The sequence below is a fragment of the Pleionea sp. WD8-19 genome (assembly GCF_055326765.1).
Genome location: NZ_JBUZOU010000001.1, coordinates 248475 through 266858 on the forward strand (window position 1 = coordinate 248475; position 18384 = coordinate 266858).

The window sequence follows — 18384 nt, forward strand, 5'->3', positions numbered from 1 at the left end:
CCAATGAACCGCTGTCCTCTTTGTCAAGAGATACAATCAACTTCATACTATCGAGATAAACGTCGAGACTACTTACACTGTGTCGTCTGCCATTTGGTTTGGGTTCCCAAACCATTTCATTTATCGCCAAAATTAGAAAAAGCAGAGTATGACAAACATGAAAATGACTTAAATGACCGTGGCTACCTTAAGTTTTTGTCGCGCGTTTACCACCCACTCATACAACGATTAAGCAGCAAGCAAAAAGGTCTTGATTATGGTTGTGGGCCAGCGCCTGCACTGGCTCACTATTTATCATCAGCCGGATATTCAATGGACTTATTTGATATTTACTATTTTCCTGACACATCACCTCTGCGAAAACAATATGACTTTATTACGTGCACCGAAGTCATTGAGCACGTTGCCAATCCTGTTGCATTGATGCAACAATTACAAGAATGCTTAAAAATTGATGGCATACTGGCGGTAATGACAAAACGAGTGATTGATCAAAAAGCATTTCAACAATGGCATTACAAGAACGATCCTACTCATATTTGTTTTTATAGTGAAAAAACATTTCAATGGATCGCACAACATTGGCGATTTCAGTTGGAATTTGTCGATAAGGATGTGGTGTTTTTAACGAAGAAATAGAGCGAGTTGCGAGTTGCGAGTTGCGAGTTGCGAGTTGCGAGTTGCGAGTTGCGAGTTGCGAGTTGCGAGTTGCGAGTTGCGAGTTGCGAGTTGCGAGTTGCGAGTTGCGAGAAAATTATGAAATTTCATTTCATCCTATCAAGTGAAACATAACGGTCTTTACTCGTAACTCGCTAATGATTAATTAAAATCGTTCGGCAATTAAAGTTTCCAACTTTTCTTGATCAGCCGCAAAAGCACGAATACCTTCTGCCGTTTTCTCAGTCGCCAATGCATCGTCATTAAGTTGCCAACGAAACTGCGCTTCTTTCAATGGCGAAGGACGATCCGCATGTGATTGTTGTACCAAGAGCTTGGGTAAAATTGGCTGATCATTTCTTGATAATTGATCGAGCAAATCAGGGCTGATGGTTAGCCGGTCACAACCGGCCAGCGCTAATATTTGTTCCACGTTACGAAAGCTTGCGCCCATAACGATGGTCTCATAGCCCATCGACTTATAATAATTAAATATTCGCGTTACAGACTTTACACCAGGGTCCTCATCTGCAACATAATGCGTTATTCCGGTTCGTTGTTTATACCAGTCAAGTATTCGACCGACAAACGGTGATATTAAATAAACACCGGCTTCAGCAGCAGCTCTAGCCTGCGCGAAACTGAACAACAAGGTTAAATTACATTGTATCCCCTGCTTTTCCAAAATCTCCGCTGCCCGAATACCCTCCCAGGTTGACGCAATTTTAATCAACACTCTGGATTTATCGATATCCATGCTTTCGTAAAGCTCAATCAACCGTTCTGCCTTAGCGACGGTCGCGTGAGTATCAAAAGATAATCGGGCATCCACTTCTGTCGAATTTCGCCCCGGTATCAGCGATAGCAACTTTTTGCCCACCAAAACAGCCAGGTAATCGCAGGCGTCGACAATTTGCTGCGCTTTATCGCCCGATTCGTGCTTTGCAAACTCGATGGCTTCTTTTATCAGCGTCTGATATTCCGTTTTCTGAACGGCTTTTAATAGCAAGGATGGGTTGGTGGTAGTGTCTTGCGGTGAGAAGTCTGCAATGGCATTAAAATCTCCGGTATCGGCCACTACGGTCGTCATGGTTTTTAATTGTTCAAGCTGGTTCATCAAGCGTTACTCCATTTCATCTTACTGCGCCCCATAAATACCTAATGCGTTTGAGTTTCAAGTATATAATGACGATAAAGATTCCCATTGATGTCGTCAACCGGATTCGCATTTCCATAGGTTATAACACTTTAGTAAAGCTTATGTTTTTCTAGAAGCCCTATTAAAAATAGAATTTTAATGTTTGGAGGAGCGGAGTTTACACGAAGGCCGATAATTGCTCCTGCATAATCGGCACTTCCCACAACCATGTGGGACATAAATGAGCAGTGGACAAACTTCTACAACGCTGGAAAAACATCAAAAGGCATTTTTGAGAGGGCTTCTAAATAAAAAAACCTGAGCAAGGTTTTGCTCAGGTTAATCCAAGGAGTTGTTTGGGACAAAGAGAGACTAAAAGCGACCAGTAAATCCTAACGTTATCATATCTGCGTTAGAGTCAAGGTCACTGTATCCCACTTTTATACCCATTTGTGGTGTAAAAAAGTAGGAAGCATTGAGTGAAACGGTACGCTCTGTCTCAACCTCGTCATCAAAATAGTTGTATCCGACACCGAGTCCCAATCGCTCATTCAGGTAATAGGTCGCATTGGCTCCAACCACAAAGTTTTCGGCGTAGTCTTTATCCGATGAATAAAAGCCATCGAATGCTAACCATTGATTATTCGCCATTGGCATTACGTATTTGGTCGCCATTGCCCAACGGGATTCGTTTGTCTCACTGTCCTTATCCAAAATGGTTGAAACCCGCCAATTACTTCCGATCATGTAACCTATTTGAAACTCTTTTTCATTCCAGTCAAAATCACCTTCGTCATATTCGCTATATGAACCCGCCAAATAAAAATTGTTTAGGTAGGTTTCACCATCGATACTAATAGCCTTTAAATCACCTTCACCATCCAAGTACCCTGCGCCAACGGAACTTGACCGATTTAAAAAAGCAGACTCTGCCCAAGGCCCTTTTAACTGAACTGGACTAAAATAAAATCGTCCATTGGCATTTATCGCTTCTAAGTTAGAAGAAACTCCATCTGCACTTAACTTCCAATAATCCACATCCAATTGTGTTTGAAAGTCCGTTGCCTGAACAGCGGCAGAAACCATTAGTAAAGGTAATAACATCTTAAACTTCATTTAATTTCTCCATTGAGTGTTCATTTTATTCGAGAGCCAGATTAGCTCGCGCAAACTGAATGAAAACTGAATTCTTATGTTATTTATTATTTCGATGTAACAAGTTGTTAATTCAAAAAGGGAGATTGATAAAAACCGAGACCAGTCGTTTCACGTTTATTTCACATAAGATTTCGTAAACTGGTTCAGAAATAGTCAACCGGAGAAAAACTCATGATAAATCGCTTAGTAAAACTGCTAGTACTGATATGTATAACAAACTGTCAATTCTTATACGCAAAAGAGACAAAACGCGTGTTAATGATTCTGAGTGGTTACGGAAAAGATGGAGGCAAAACACAACCAGGATATGAGTTCGACGAACTCGCTAAAGGCTATTTAACTTTGCGAGCCAATGGACTCGATGTAGACATTGCCAGCCCACAAGGTGGTGCGGTGGAAGCCGATGAATTCGACCCCGAAAAAGAATTCAATCAACGATTTGTTGACGATAAGGAAGCAAATTCAAAGCTCACCCATACCCTCAAAATTTCAAGTCTTAACGCTAACGATTACGACGCGATTTTTATCGTCGGAGGCAAAGGCGCCATGTTTGATTTGCCCGAGCACCAACCTTTGCAATCCATAATTGCGCAAGTTTACGACAATGGTGGAAGTATCGCTGCGGTTTGTCACGGACCCGCTGCACTGGTGAACGTTAAGTTGAGTAATGGGCAATACCTGGTCAGTGGTAAAGCAATCAATGCTTTTACCAATCGAGAAGAACAAATATTCGGCAAAAAGTGGGTGAAGTCGTTTCCCTTTATGTTGGAAGATAAACTCAAACAACTCGGAGCCCATTTCGAAAGCAGTCCGATGATGTTGAGTCATGTCGCATATGATGATCGTTTGATTACCGGACAAAACCCCACTTCCACGGTTGGAACTGCAGCGACGCTGGCCACTTCGTTGGGAATAAAAAATGTTCAAACGCCGGAATTCGAAGACGACCGAACCTTAAAGTTGGTCGCGCGTATTTTGAAAAATGACGCACAAGCCACTGTTGAATACCGCCAGAATCGATCGCACTACCAAACTCAACTTGTGGGAGCCTATGGATATTACGCCTTAATGGGAGCAGAATCGAACGACGATATCAAACAATCTTTGCAGCTTATGACACTGGCACAAGAAACGATGCAACACCCTAAAATGGGATTGCAAATTGCAAAAGCCTACCAACGGCTTGGCCAAATAGAAAATGCTAAAAATACATTAACCGAACTCATTCAGACTAACCCCGATCTGGAAGACGCTAAGGAAATGTTAAAACAACTATAGTGACTATTCATTTCGTGCTATGGTTTTACGGACCATAGCACGTTGTAAGAGCCAATAATGACTCATCCTAAACTTCAAATACTTATCGTCGAAGACCATCAAGCCATAGCGCAAAACATTGCTCAATTTATGGAGCAAAAAGGGCATACGATCGACTTCGCATACTCAGGAATACAAGGTCTTAACCTGGCACTGAATAACTTCTACGATGTTATTATCCTTGATTTGATGTTACCAGGAATGGATGGCTTGTCAGTTTGCAAACAGTTGAGAGCTCAGTCTGCTCGACATATTCCCATCTTGATGCTAACTGCTCGAGATACCTTAGCAGACAAACTGACTGGTTTCGAAAATGGTGCCGATGACTATTTAACCAAACCATTTGCGCTGGAAGAGTTGCAGGCGCGATGTATCGTATTGTCAAATCGACATCGAGTAAACGCAGAAAAAAGGGTTAAACTTGGCGAGTTAAAAATTGATCGTGAACAAAAGGTTGCCTATCGTGGAGACGTTCGACTTGCGCTAAATGCGATGGGGTTTCGTATTTTACAAATTCTGGCAGAAGCCTACCCAAGCGTGGTCACCCGTTCCGAACTGTGCCAACGACTCTGGAGTGATCAACCGACCGAATCCGATGCGTTACGTTCACACATTTATCAATTACGAAAAGCCATCGATAAACCTTTTAGCAGCCCCATGTTAAAAACAATTCACAGCGTGGGCTTTACTTTGGAGATACCAACCAACAATGATAAGTAAAGTTGCTAAAAAAAATATTCAAACCAACATCCAAACTGGAAAATATCGAAGCTTACGCAAGCAGATCATTCGTCAGTTCATAGTATTTTCCATAGTGCTTTCGGTTTTATTTGGCGTTATCAACTTTATCAGCCTATACAACCTTGAAGACAACTTCATTAATCAAAAGCTCCAAGAAGAAGCGAGTTACTTACAACGCCAATTCGCAATCAATCAACAATGGTCTTCACCTAGAACGAGCTATATTCAACTGCATTTGAATAGCGCAAGCTTTCCTTCCGAATTACTGACGTTGTTTAAGCAGGAACCACAACGCGTGGAATTTCCTGGCAATCAAAATCGCTACTACCATATTCATCGCTTTAATCACAATCAGGGGCCTTTTCTTGTTGCCGAAGTCAGCGATCTATTGCTGGTTCGGCATAGCCGAGAAAACCAATTACTGTTTCTCGGAATTAGCGCATTATTGCTTTCATTATTTGCAGCCTGGATTGGATCTCGATTGGGTAAAAAAACGTTAAACCCGCTGACCCGTTTATCAAAATTCGTTGCTGTCACGTCACCCGATAAACTGTCGCAATCTTTTGCGCAGGAATACCCTCGCAATGAAATTGGTCAACTTGCACACGCACTAGAAGATGCCATGCAAAGAATCCACACTTTTATTGAACGAGAGCAACACTTTACCCGCGATGCCAGCCATGAATTACGGACACCTGTTGCGATAATAAAAAATTGCATAGAACTATTAATGGGTCAAGAGCATTCATTGTCCAACAATCAGCAACAACTTGTTTCGCGAATGCTTTCGGCGTGTGAGCAAATGGAGCAAACCATAACGACACTGCTGGCTCTGGCACGAGAGGAAAACACGAACGTTCATGTTGAAACCAAGCTTTTACCTATCATCGAAAAAGTAATCGTGCAACAAGCCCACTTACTCGAACACAAAGAAGTAAGCGTCAACCTGCACGTTGATTCAACAGCGAGCGTTGACATCGAAAACACGCACTTGCATATTTTGCTTACCAATATAATAGCGAATGCTTTTCAATATACGGACAGTGGCGTGGTTACCATTGATTTTTCAAACCATCAACTGCACGTGACCGATACAGGGTATGGTATCGATCACGCCATTCAACATAAAGTTACACAGTCCTTAGTTAAAGGCCGTCATAGTACTGGGTTTGGTATTGGTCTATCCTTGGTTCAACGACTTTGTGAAAAATGCAACATACAACTATGCATTAAAAACTTAGAGCATGGCACTCGTATTACTTTGACTTTTTAGGAACGACGAAAAAGCACTCTCGATGCTTTCGTTTTATTGCATACGCAATTTAAATTGCTCTTTATATCGTCGCGACAAATTCAACTGTTTTCCATTCCTAAGACGAATTTCACTGTCACCACTGGACAGTGGTGTAATGGAATCGACCGCATCGAGATTCACACCATAACTGCGATGAATTCGAGCAAAACCCTTATCGGCAATTTTATCAATCAATCCAGCCAGGGTTGATCGCATGGGATAAATACGTCCCTTCACATGCAAATTGACATAGTTACCAGAAGATTCCAACCACTCAATATCAGAAATTCGTATAATAAACTCTTTACCCAACTTTTTGACCAATAAACGATCCGAATATATTTCTGGAGTATCGTCCTCACTTTCAGCCACCATTTTGGCTTCACCACTTAATCGACTGATAATAAAACGATAACTGTGAATCACCGCTAACAGAAAAATAAAAGACCAGGCATCTTTACGATACTCATAGACCAGCTCAAACCCTAAATCGCCAAATTGATAATGGCCTCCAGCAAACCAATAAATCATGCTTCGCAGTAACACCATGCCCGCAACATGCAATAAAGAAAACACCACGGAAGCGAGCCAATAGATGAATAAACTCAAGCCAATCCTTTGCCAATGAACTGGGTATCGATTAATCAACCAGAGAACGGCAGGAAACAACGCAATGGTTGAGATTGCGCTGGTATACTCCCAAACGAAAGGTTCCCACAACGCAAACTCGGGCTGAGCGCCTTCGCGTTGTGACTCCATAATGATGGATGTGGCTAATATCGTGTTATTGATAAAGAAAAAGCCTGCAATTAACAGCACTTCGTACCTATTTTGGTATTCTTGAAAATGCTTCAATCGTGTCATAGATCAATGATTCCGTTTGTATCGCTAAACTGCTCGTTATTTTATCCCATATAGCCACCGCTTATCCCTAGTTATTGTTTTTTAACCCTTTTTTTATTTTTCTCAAACCTTTTTTGTCAGCATAAGGGAAATATCAACTTACTGGAAAATACCATGACTTCCTCAAACACCACTCGCCGTCACGACATCGACTGGCTCCGTAATTTGGCTTTTATCCTACTCATTTTCTATCACATCGGCATGTTTTACGTCGCAGATTGGGGTTGGCATGTGAAAAGCGCTTATCAAAGTGATTGGTTACAAAATGTGATGCTGCTGGTTAATCAATGGCGGATGCCGTTGATTTTTCTGATTTCCGGAATGGCCATCAGTCTGGTCGAACACCGCATTGGTGCCCTTTCACTGTTTAAATTGCGGTTTTTGCGTTTATTTATTCCGCTGGTTTTTGGTATGTATCTTATCGTTGCACCTCAATCTTATTACGAAGCTGTTCAGCAACTGGGATTTAAAGGCAATTACCTAAGCTTTTGGTTGGCGTACATCAATCCCAACAGCCAACTTTATATAGAGCATCATCACAGCCCGTTAGGACTCGTGACCTGGAATCACCTTTGGTACCTCGCTTACCTCTGGTGCTATACAATGCTCTATCTGCTATTACGCCCTTTGTTGAGTTGTGTGGGAAGACAGCTCAACCGAAGGAGCATCGCGCCGGTACTCACATTCGCCTTACCGGTGTTATTAATGACAACCTACGGACTTTGGTTAAAACCAATATTCCCAAAAACCCATGGATTGACCGATGACTGGTATCTGCATGCACTTTTTTTAACCGTATTTCTCCTCGGGTATCTGCTTGCTAAATCGTCTTTGAGCTGGCAAAGGGTTATCGATGCTCGGCGTTGGTGGTTCATTTTAGCGATCACTTTATACGTGGGAATTTTTGCAGCCAACAACAACTACCTGAGCGTCGAAAGTGACGACTGGCGAGTGAATTTACCAGTCCAACTTTGGGTGTATGCGAATGTCTGGGCCTGGATGTTAACGGTAGTTAGTTTTGCCGGCGCTTATTTGAATAAACCCCATCGCTGGTTACCTTACTTAAACCAAGCGATTTTGCCCTGGTACATTTTGCATCAAAGTGTGACTATCATTGTTGGCATGCATTTAGCCTCGATGCAACTGGGTGGGTTTTGGGAGCCATTATTGGTGATCGTTGGAACCTTTGTCGTGTGTGGTACCGGTTACGAACTCATTCGTCGGTTTAATTTTCTGCGCTTTTTATTTGGTATGAAATTAAACTCGCGAAATATCGAAGCTAGCGACCTAAACAGTAATTTAGAAAAAGCCTGAATAGGTATTTAGAGCTCTCAGAATGTAGTGAGCGAATCGATACTTTTTAATAAACGGAGCGAAATAAAATGCTTCCTATTTCGTTTCGCTCTGCTAAATTATAAAGTAAATTCACAAATACAATTTTTCAGAATGGAAGAAATATTTGCCGCTTTATTATCCCCACTGCTAATGGTTCAAGGTCTTTATGTGCGCCTGGTAACACCAAGGTTACCGGAAGCCGAAGGTGAGCGCATGGGACATAACGGGCAAGGTGAAAAGCTCAAGTTATTGATACTAGGCGACTCCTCAGCCGCAGGTGTCGGTGTAAGCCATCAACATCAAGCATTGAGCGGAGAGTTAAACGCAATTCTCACCCAACGACTTCAATTGCAATGGCTGCTACACGCACGCTCCGGTTTAAACTGCGCCGAGCTCATTGAGTATATTGAAACCGTTCCGGTTTCGCCCTTTGATGTTGCTTTGATTTCTATAGGCGTAAACGATGTTACCGGACTCACCCGACAAAAAGTCTGGTTAAACAATCTCAACCAATTAGTCAATCAATTACAGCAGCGCTTTCATATTCAACATGTGCTTTTTACACCTTTACCACCAATGCAATTATTTCCAGCACTGCCACAGCCCTTGCGATGGTTTGCAGGCAATCGTGCAAAAAACTTTAATGAACGGTTAAAACAATTTTGTCTGTCGGCGCACAATTGCTCTTTAATGCCAATCGCCTTTCCTATTGAGCGACATTATTTAGCCAGCGATGGTTTTCATCCGGGGGCACCGGCTTATAAGGTCTGGGCGCAACAGGCAGCTATTGAAATTAAGAAAATAATAAACAATCAGTCCGACTCAGGTGTTGTGCAGGGAACTCGCATTGTACAGTAAAATCCATTACCCGGAGAGCTCTCTACATTTAACGTTCCGTGTAAATCGTGCTCAATAATATCTTTGACTATCGGTAATCCGAGTCCGCTGCTTCCTTGTGATGTATTAGTTGAAAAATAGTTATCAAAAATATGCTTCATATTTTCCATTGAAATACCACGACCACTATCTTTGTATTCCAAGTTCACATATTCATCATCCATTTGTGCTCGAATATCTATTTCGCCCCACTCGCCCTCGTCAAACCCATGAATAAGCGTGTTGTTGATCAAGTTTATAAAGACCTGTGAGAATTTCCCAGGATAAGATCTCAGTGAAATTGTATTTGGAATATCAACCTTAATTTTATGTCGAGTCATTTTTAACTTTGGCCGCAAACTTAACAGAATATTTTCCATATAGTCAGCCAAAGAAAACTCCAGAATTTTTTCACGACACTGATCTACAGACACTTGCTTAAATCCTTGTAAAATTCGCGACGCATTTTTTACGTTTACCATTGAGCTATTTAACGATTCTCGAAGTGCTTTCAGAAACGATTCTAATTCCGTTTGCGTCAATGACTTTTGATTAAATTTTTCATTTAACTCTTTAAAATCATCTTCCATGCAACTCAATAAAATACTCAAATTTCCTAAAGGAGATGCCACTTCGTGTGATATCGAACTCACCATTTCACCAAGCTCTATCATTTTTATATTTTTTCTTGCAAACTCCTGCTCGAGACGGATCCGCTCAGCAATTTTAAACTGATTTTCAACACGCGCTAACACTTCTTCCTGAATTGCTGGCTTAGCAATATAATCTGCACCTCCAACCGCAAACGCCTGTCGTAGATCATCGGGCTCTGTTTTAGCGGTGACGAAAATAATTGGAATGTCACGCGTTATGGGGTTTGACTTTAATCGACGACAAGTTTCATACCCATCAATACCCGGCATCATAATGTCGAGCAAAATCATATCGGGTTTTGACTTTTCCACCAAAGCCAACGCTTTTTCGCCACTGGTCACTGCTGAAATAATGTATTCACTACCATCAAAGTAATGACGCAATACATTGATATTTATTGGGTTATCATCAACAATCAGAATGCTAACATCATTCTTTTTTATCATCTTCCAGTCCTTTCACTAAACGCGACAATCCATCCATATCGTACTGAGAAAGTAATTGTCGCGCCTGATCAATCCAAGCTTTATTTTCGGGTTGTTGCGACTCCAACTGCTCGAGAATACCTTCGATAGTAGAAACCCGACACAAGTCTATTTCATGAAGTAGCGTTTTAACGGTAAAGTCATCGAGCTCAATGGTTAATGGCCTTAGTTCTTTTGCTTGCTCATCTGACTCAATAACGTAGTACTCATACTCTATCTGCAATAACGACTTAATGACTTCGTAAACCTCTTCAAAATAAAACGGTTTACTGATGTAACTGGAAAATCCTATCGAGAGGTAATACTCCGACTGATTCTCAACACTGGAAGCGGACAATAAGACAATGGGTATGTTTTGCCATTTTGGCTCATCTTTTAATGCACTTAAAAGTGATTTACCGTCCATTTCTGGCATGACATAGTCGGTTAACACAATATCAATTGCTTGATGTTTCAAAATTTTTAAAGCGTCCCGCCCATTTTTTGCTTCGTAAACATAAAAGTTAGCCAGAGTTAACATTCGATTCAATACCGTACGATTTATATCAACATCGTCCACCACCAAAACATTGACTTTAAACTCCGGCAACAGTCGTCTTACTTTATGCGACGATTGCATTTCAAAACTTTCATCCGCTACAGGTAATGTTACTTCGAATGCGACACAGGTTCCTTCTCCGGGCTTACTTATAAATTCCATTTCACTGCTCATAAGTTGTAAATAACGTTGGGAAATCACCAACCCAAGTCCGGTACCTCCTTTTTTAACACCGGCTTTGCCCTGCGAGAAAGGCTTAAATAAATTATCTAATTCATCTTCAGTGATCCCAGGCCCACTGTCTTCAATCATAAATCGAAAACGGTTATCACCTATCATTTCGGTAGAAAGCCGTACAAAGCCATGATCGGTAAACTTAATACTGTTATTGATAAAGTTAATCAATATCTGTCGTAACTTACCCTCATCTCCAGTCACGCTAATATTAGGCACCGGTATATCAATAACCATCGACCAGTTTAATTGTTTAGAACGCGCTTTAAAAAGAAACATATCGCTTAAGCCATTAAGCAATTCCGATAGGTTAAAAGTCGTTAAATGGAGCTCAACATTACCCATTTCAATTTTCGACATGTCAAGTATGTCATTAATCAGCCCCAATAAATGACCACCTGAATGCTCGATAACGCCCAAAGATTTTCTTTGCTCCTCACTCAAGCTCTCATCTCTTTGTAAAATTTGGGTGAAGCCTAAAATAGCATTCATGGGCGTACGAATTTCGTGCGATACATTCGCAAGAAAAATAGATTTGGTTCGATTCGCACTTTGTGCGTCTTCTTTAGCCCGCAGCGCTTCTTCAGTCGTCTGCTGTAATTGCTGTTGAGCCTCGCGACGCTGCTCTATTTCATTCTTCAAGTTTTGATTAATATGCTCCATTTGATTGTTCTTAGCGCGCATATTTCGAGCGACAAACCCAAAGACCACTAGGCTACTCCCAAGCATTATCGCAACAAGAAAAGAAAAGTTATAAAAGATGCCACGAATACCGCTAAGACCTGCTTGCATGGGAAAGCCCACTTCTAAAATGCCCCGAACATCACCTTCCCGCCAATCATTCTTGGGCGTATCAACATGGGAATTATGGCAGTCGACACAGCTGTCCCGCATTAAGTCGGCTACAGCAAATCGCATGTAAGCAACCTCATTACGCTTTTCCACACGACTGAATGGGAGGTCGCTGTTTTCTTGAAACGCCTGCCACGCCAACTCGCCAAATGTGTCTTTTAAGCCACCCTGCTGATGACGCCATGGAAAAGGATAAGGACTGTAAAGACGAGTATAAAGGGTTGTATCATTCAGACCGAGTCGCTCACCCAACATCATACTCAATGTGGCTGGTAAGGGAATGGCGTGAGCCTTACTACGATAGTCGTGAGTCACTTCTATATCAGTATCAGCCAATCGACTGACCACTTCCGAAGTGTAAAGCGTGCGAAATTCGGTGAGAATTTGTGTGTATTGAGTGGCATTTCGAATCGCCATATTTTCAATCAGTTGAACATTTAACTGATACACATAAATAAATATACCCGTCGAAAGCACGGCAAACAAAGCAGTCATCGTCAAAAGTGGCGACTTTAAGATTAGATGCAAAAACGACTGCTTCAGCTCTACTATTTTGCCCACGGCAATTGTCGTAACCTGCTAGCTTTAGGAAACTTCAGTTAACCATAGCAAAAGAAAGCCCATTTTGCGTGATCCTAGGATAGACAAGTCACGTGTAAAGCTGGCTATTTCAAACGATTGTGAGGTTTAAATCAGCGCCAACTGATCGCTAACCCGAATACGTGCACCTAGGCCGGACTGCAGACTGGCATTTTGACCAAAAGCGGCAGCATTCACTTTACCCGGCATAGGATTGAGACGGATCAGGGTTTTCAAGGGTTCCATGTTGGGATCTTTACTGCCTTTGTCCTGATCAATCGTGGTCATCACACAGCGCTCACAGGGATATTGAGCGACAAGCTGATAATTCTGGTGACTCAGAACATTCACCTTATGCTCAGCCAATGCGTCAAGTCCTTCGACAACTATGTTTGGTCGAAAGCGATCCATCGATACCGGTTGTTCAAGATGCCGATTGACAAAATCGAGCGTTGCCTGATTGGCAATTAAGAAAGGGAAACCATCGGCAAAATGGGTGATTACCGAAGTGCCTTCGCCAAGCTTATTACTTTGATCAACAACGCGATCAAAGCGTTCAGCCATGCGCACCAGGCGTAACGCAAAGGGTAAGCCTAATACGCTCGATAACCAGTTGGAAACTTCGACACCTTCATCCAGCACCTGGCAATCGTTTTGCCAAACACGTGCAGTAAAAGGTGTCGCATTTAAATGTGCCCCATCCAATGCAATCGCGCAGAAATCGTCGCTGTCGGGGTGCGATAAAATCAAGTGATTTTCAGTAATTTCAGTATTAATCAGCGCCAATTGCGGATATTGTCGTTGAGTGACAAATTGGTTTTTCGGATTGACCAGCATCCAGTAACGATCGTACTGCAATCCTTTGGCCGTTAATTGAGCCGACTCTAGTGAAATACCTTTTAAAGACTTTACTGGATATATATTGAGCTGTATTACTGAAACAAATTGCGCCATAAGTATATTTTGGAAAAAATAAAACGCTATTTAATCACAATCGAGTTAACCATTGCGAATAAAATATGGCACTCAGCCTAGAACTTGAGAGTGATGCAGAGAGAGTCGTAAAAAAGCTTCGTACAGAAATGAAAAACCCGGGCATTGCTTCGCTACTCCCGGGCTGTGTTTTTTATAGGTTTGGCGTTAATTCAACACGGTTTTTAATTTCGTTCAATGACTAAATCTACCGTTGCAGAGAGCGGTTGACGCTTTCGGCTGACTTTGCCTTTTACATCTTCAAAAATCAAATACAGTGCCGGAATTAAAACCAATGTAATAAAAGTCGCAAACATTATTCCAAAGGCTAAAGAAATCGCCATAGGAATAATAACTTGTGCCTGCATACTGGTTTCAAACATAATCGGCAGCAAGCCGAAAAAAGTAGTCAGTGACGTGAGCATAATGGCGCGAAAGCGCTTCACTCCCGCTTGTAATACGGCATCGATTAGGGCCTTACCTTCTCTACGCGCTCGATTTACAAACTCCACCATAATCAAACTGTCGTTCACAACCACACCGGTTAATGCAATGATTCCAAAGCCCGACATCATACTGAAACTTTTGCCCATCACTAGATGCCCAACGATGGCCCCAATCAAGCCGAATGGAATCACTGACATTACCATTAAAGGTTGAACATAAGATTTCAACGGGATTGCTAACAAAACATATATAAGAGCAATTGCAAAAAGCATTGAGTAGCCCAACTCTTTAAGCATATCCGCAACTTCTTTTGCCTGGCCACTGATTTCCGATTTAACCCCAGGATAATCAATCATTAATCGCGGCATAAAGTTCTGATTGACGTCCGTCATAATTTGTTGCGACTGAACTTTTTCCGGATCAAAATCCGCTTGAACCGTTACCGCACGCTTACGATCTTCTCGGTTAATAGTGGCATATCCGGTTCCCAGGTTTATTTCAGCAATAGAGGAAAATGGTACCCAATCGCCACCGGGTGTACGAATGCGCATGTTTTCCAGGTTCGCGATGGATTTACGCTCTTCCATCGGATAACGCACCATCACTTTGACTTCGTCTTTACCGCGCTGAATGCGTTGCACTTCTTCACCGTAAAATGCCTGGCGTACCTGACGGGCCAAATCACTTAAAGCAATTCCTAATGTTTCTGCGCCAGGTTTCAACGCCAATTGAATTTCCGGATTACCCGAACTATGAGACGAACGTATATCGTACACGCCCTCGTATTCCGCGAGTTTATCTTGTAACGCATCCGCAGCTCTCTCCAGATTATGATAATTGCTGCCGACTAAACGGAAATATATACTGGAGTCACCGCCAGGCCCCATCGCTGACATGATGCGCATTTCTTTGACACCTGCCACTTCGCCAATTTCGTCACGCACCGCTTGTTCAAAAGTAACCGCGTCCACTTCGCGTGTTTCGCCTTTTTTCAACTCGATAAACATGCCTCCACCGGTATCGCCATTGGTCCAGGTTAAGATATGTTGTACAACCGGCTCACCCTTATTCGCGCCTTCTTTTAATCGTTGATCAACCACATTCACGGCATTTTCCAAACGCTCGACCATCGCATCGCGGTCAGCAATTGGAGACCCTTCATTCAACTGAAAACTGGCCTGAACAAAGTCACCCGGCACGGTAGGAAAAGGTTCTGATTTCAACCAGCCAGAAAAAACCAGTGCTATGGAAACCACCAATACGCAAACAAAACTCAATAAAGTTAAGTAACGATGTTTAACAACCTTTTTTAAGAATGGCTGGTAACGAAACTTGGCAAAATTTTCCATGCCTTCACGTACCACATGTTGAATTTTCTCTAACCGATTAGCTTTGCCTTCGTTATAAGGCTCGTACTTCATGTGTGCTAAATGCGCGGGCAGGATCCATTTCGATTCCACTAATGAAAAGACTAAACAGAGAATAACCACCACCGCAATGGCTTCAAAGAAAGGCGCAAAAATAAAATCCAGCGTCAACATCGGTAAAAAAGCAGCGATCGTTGTTAGGACACCAAACGTTGCAGGAACGGCGACACGCTTAGCACCGATGATCACATTCTCTTTACTGTGACCGTTTTCTTTAATCTCTGTATACACGCTTTCGCCAATAATAATGGCATCGTCCACCACGATTCCGAGCACCAAAATCAACCCGAATAAACTTAAAAAGTTAATATTGGTAGCAAAATCGCCCACCTTATCCATAAACAAAAAGGCACCAAAGAAACAAATCGGTATACCCACTAATACCCAAAACGCCACACGTGGTTTCAAAAACAACGTCAATAAAACAAATACCAGTATCACCCCCATCAACATATTACTGAACATCATGTCGAGTCGTTGCTGTAAGTAATAGGAGCCGTCACCCCAAATTTCAATCTTGGCGCCTTCAGGTAAAATTTTATTTTTTTCATCCATGTAATGACGTACGGCTTTGGAAATTTCCAAATCGTTTTGTTCACCGAGCGATTTCACGCGGATCACCGTTGCCGGCTCGCCATTAAAGTGTGCAAAACCATTAGACTCAACAAAGCCATCATTAATATCGGCAACATCACTGAGCAATAAACGCGTACCATCTTCATTGGTTCGCAATACGATTTGTGAAAAATCGAGCCCGGTATAAGCCTGACCTTTGGTACGCAAGCGAATATCACCGCCATCGGTTTTAATGGTGCCGCCCGGCAAGTCGAAGGAGTAATTGCGAATAGCACGCGAAACATCACTCATGGTGAGATCGTATTCACGCATCAAGGCATCGGTAACTTCAATTGAAATTTCGTAAGGTCGATTACCCAAAACTTCGGCTTTGTTTACCTGAGGCAACGCCATAATTTCGTCGCGTACTTCACGGGCGATGGTTTGTCGGGTACGGCGATCCATTTTTCCGTAAATACTCAACCACAACACATCGGCAGAAAATTCTACTTTGCTAATGAGCGGCTTTTCAGTTTCACCGGGAAAGGTTGAAATAGAATCGACTTGAATTTTAATTTCGTTCAAGGATTCATCTAAATCCGCATCGTTGTGCAAGGTGGCGACAACGGTGCCAATCCCTTCACGCGCAATCGAATTGACACGTTTTATGCCCTTTACATCTTGAATTGCTTCCTCAATTTTAATAATAACGCCGTCTTCAACTTCTTGTGGTGCTGCGCCCAAATACGGCACGGAAATGCGCACCATATTGGGTTGAATATCCGGTTGCATTCGCTTGGTCATCATCATGTAGGAAATGATGCCACCGACAATGATGAATACCATTAACAGGTTGGCGGCCACCGAATTGTAGGTAAACCAGGCAATTAAGCCTTTTTGCTGGTTTGGTATGTCCATAAACAAACTCTCTCGATGGTCAATAAATTAGTGGCGAGGGTGAGATTCAGCAGCCGTTTCCGCCAGCGCTTCGCCGCCCTGTTCGTCTTTCGACTCCGGTGGAGGTTCCTGCCCTTCAATACGCACTTTCGCCCCTTGCACCGGAGATTCAATAGCGGTTAGCACCACCTGATCGCCGGTTTCCAATCCGGCACGAACATAAACGTAATCATGTTCAGAGCGTATCACCTCCAGTTCGCGCAAATGCAATTCGGAATTGGCATCGGTAACCAGAACATTTTTCAAATCACGAAACACATCACGCGGCAGTTTTACGACATTATTTTCTACGATACCTTCAATACTGGCGGTAACAAACGTTCCCATTTTAAGCGGTGCCTGATGCAGCTGATTGAATACAGAATAAGGATCCGTAACACGAGCCACGGCATAATGTACCCGGCTTTGCTTATCAACAACGCCTTCCATGCGCACTAATTTGGCGTTCCAGCGGTGTTTTTCGCCCGCGTAATTGGCCGATAACGTTACGCTCGGATATTGATCCGCTGGAAAGCTCCAGGTGGGTTTATCAATAAATGCCAAGTCCTGATCGGTGAGCGGTAAGCGCACTTCGGCATAATCGATAGCGAAGGTTATGCCGAGTTGGCTACCGGTTGCCACAAACTGCCCTACATCGGCGGTTCGAGACTTCACCATACCGTCGTAGGGCGCTCGAATCACCGTTCGTGCCAGCTTCTGCTGCGCTTTTTTAAGGTCGGCTTCGGCCGATTGTACATTCGCTTTGGCTTCCAAAAGAAAAGGCTCTCGCAACGCTAATGAGGGTGCGTTGCTTCGACTGCGGCCTGACAAGTCCCACTCTTTTTGTGCCTGTTCGGCTCGAGCCTGCTCTTGTGCTAATTGCGCTTCCATGCTGGCCAGACGAGCTTTCGCCTGCTCCAAAGCAACTTGATAATCGGTCGGATCGATTTTCAGCAGTACTTCACCTTGCTTAAAATACCCTCCGGCAACAAACTTATCTGATACCCGCTGCACTAGACCGGACACTTCCGAGATTAATGTCGTTTCTGTTCTGGGTTGAACAACACCATGACTCTCGACATAAAAACGAACCGACTCCGCTTGAGGAGTAAGAACTTCCACGAGTGGCAATTTATTCTCTGGTGGCTTTTTCGGCGGTTGTGGTTTGGTTTTAAACAAAACCGCTACCACCGCCACGGTGACGATCGTCAACACCACTCCAATCAACGTGGATTTTTGCTTGTTCATAAATACCCCGATTATGCTTAAATCAAGAAAGGAAAAAA

At 42.7% G+C, this 18384-nt stretch carries 14 protein-coding genes; 6 read left to right on the forward strand and 8 right to left on the reverse strand.

Annotation, left to right across the window (positions count from 1 at the left end):
- Positions 1-3: 3 nt before the first annotated feature.
- Positions 4-639: a class I SAM-dependent methyltransferase gene (locus tag ACTUJY_RS01015; RefSeq protein WP_463614170.1), complete on the forward strand. Its 636-nt coding sequence runs from the start codon at positions 4-6 to the stop codon at positions 637-639.
- Positions 640-823: 184 nt separating this feature from the next.
- Here the strand turns inward: ACTUJY_RS01015 and tal are convergent, their stop codons facing one another.
- Both tal and ACTUJY_RS01025 read right to left on the reverse strand, forming a co-directional pair.
- Positions 824-1777, reverse strand: coding sequence for a transaldolase (tal, locus tag ACTUJY_RS01020; protein WP_463614171.1), 954 nt, complete (start codon positions 1775-1777; stop codon positions 824-826).
- Between the two features lie 390 nt (positions 1778-2167).
- Positions 2168-2911, reverse strand: a complete 744-nt coding sequence (locus ACTUJY_RS01025) for a putative porin (RefSeq protein ID WP_463614172.1) — start codon at positions 2909-2911, stop codon at positions 2168-2170.
- A 300-nt stretch (positions 2912-3211) separates the two neighbouring features.
- Between ACTUJY_RS01025 and ACTUJY_RS01030 the strand changes: the two genes are divergently transcribed.
- From ACTUJY_RS01030 to ACTUJY_RS01040, 3 genes are read left to right on the forward strand one after another with little or no spacing between them, the layout of a single operon-like run.
- Positions 3212-4231, forward strand: coding sequence for a DJ-1/PfpI family protein (locus tag ACTUJY_RS01030; protein WP_463614504.1), 1020 nt, complete (start codon positions 3212-3214; stop codon positions 4229-4231).
- A 57-nt stretch (positions 4232-4288) separates the two neighbouring features.
- Positions 4289-4990: a response regulator transcription factor gene (locus ACTUJY_RS01035; RefSeq protein WP_463614173.1), complete on the forward strand. Its 702-nt coding sequence runs from the start codon at positions 4289-4291 to the stop codon at positions 4988-4990.
- Positions 4980-6284 carry a sensor histidine kinase gene (locus tag ACTUJY_RS01040; RefSeq protein WP_463614174.1) on the forward strand — a complete coding sequence of 435 codons (1305 nt, stop codon included), beginning with the start codon at positions 4980-4982 and terminating at the stop codon, positions 6282-6284. Before ACTUJY_RS01035 ends, ACTUJY_RS01040 begins: the two co-directional genes overlap by 11 nt.
- Before the next feature lie 33 nt (positions 6285-6317).
- Here ACTUJY_RS01040 and ACTUJY_RS01045 read toward each other — a convergent pair whose 3' ends face one another.
- The gene (locus ACTUJY_RS01045; RefSeq protein WP_463614175.1) at positions 6318-7169 is read right to left on the reverse strand and encodes a LytR/AlgR family response regulator transcription factor; all 852 of its coding nucleotides are present in this window, start codon (positions 7167-7169) and stop codon (positions 6318-6320) included.
- A 153-nt stretch (positions 7170-7322) separates the two neighbouring features.
- Between ACTUJY_RS01045 and ACTUJY_RS01050 the strand changes: the two genes are divergently transcribed.
- Positions 7323-8522 carry an acyltransferase family protein gene (locus ACTUJY_RS01050; protein WP_463614176.1) on the forward strand — a complete coding sequence of 400 codons (1200 nt, stop codon included), beginning with the start codon at positions 7323-7325 and terminating at the stop codon, positions 8520-8522.
- Positions 8523-8654: 132 nt separating this feature from the next.
- Positions 8655-9401: an SGNH/GDSL hydrolase family protein gene (locus ACTUJY_RS01055; protein ID WP_463614177.1), complete on the forward strand. Its 747-nt coding sequence runs from the start codon at positions 8655-8657 to the stop codon at positions 9399-9401.
- Here ACTUJY_RS01055 and ACTUJY_RS01060 read toward each other — a convergent pair.
- From ACTUJY_RS01060 to ACTUJY_RS01080, 5 genes are all read right to left on the reverse strand, one after another.
- Positions 9356-10519: a response regulator gene (locus ACTUJY_RS01060; protein WP_463614178.1), complete on the reverse strand. Its 1164-nt coding sequence runs from the start codon at positions 10517-10519 to the stop codon at positions 9356-9358. The two genes, ACTUJY_RS01055 and ACTUJY_RS01060, sit on opposite strands and share 46 nt — an antisense overlap.
- Positions 10503-12743 carry an ATP-binding protein gene (locus ACTUJY_RS01065; protein ID WP_463614179.1) on the reverse strand — a complete coding sequence of 747 codons (2241 nt, stop codon included), beginning with the start codon at positions 12741-12743 and terminating at the stop codon, positions 10503-10505. The genes ACTUJY_RS01060 and ACTUJY_RS01065 overlap by 17 nt, the downstream gene beginning before the upstream one ends.
- A 126-nt stretch (positions 12744-12869) precedes the next feature.
- Positions 12870-13715, reverse strand: a complete 846-nt coding sequence (locus ACTUJY_RS01070) for an MOSC domain-containing protein (protein ID WP_463614180.1) — start codon at positions 13713-13715, stop codon at positions 12870-12872.
- A gap of 203 nt (positions 13716-13918) precedes the next feature.
- Positions 13919-17080: an efflux RND transporter permease subunit gene (locus ACTUJY_RS01075; RefSeq protein WP_463614181.1), complete on the reverse strand. Its 3162-nt coding sequence runs from the start codon at positions 17078-17080 to the stop codon at positions 13919-13921.
- Between the two features lie 27 nt (positions 17081-17107).
- Positions 17108-18346 carry an efflux RND transporter periplasmic adaptor subunit gene (locus ACTUJY_RS01080; protein WP_463614182.1) on the reverse strand — a complete coding sequence of 413 codons (1239 nt, stop codon included), beginning with the start codon at positions 18344-18346 and terminating at the stop codon, positions 17108-17110.
- Positions 18347-18384: the final 38 nt, after the last annotated feature.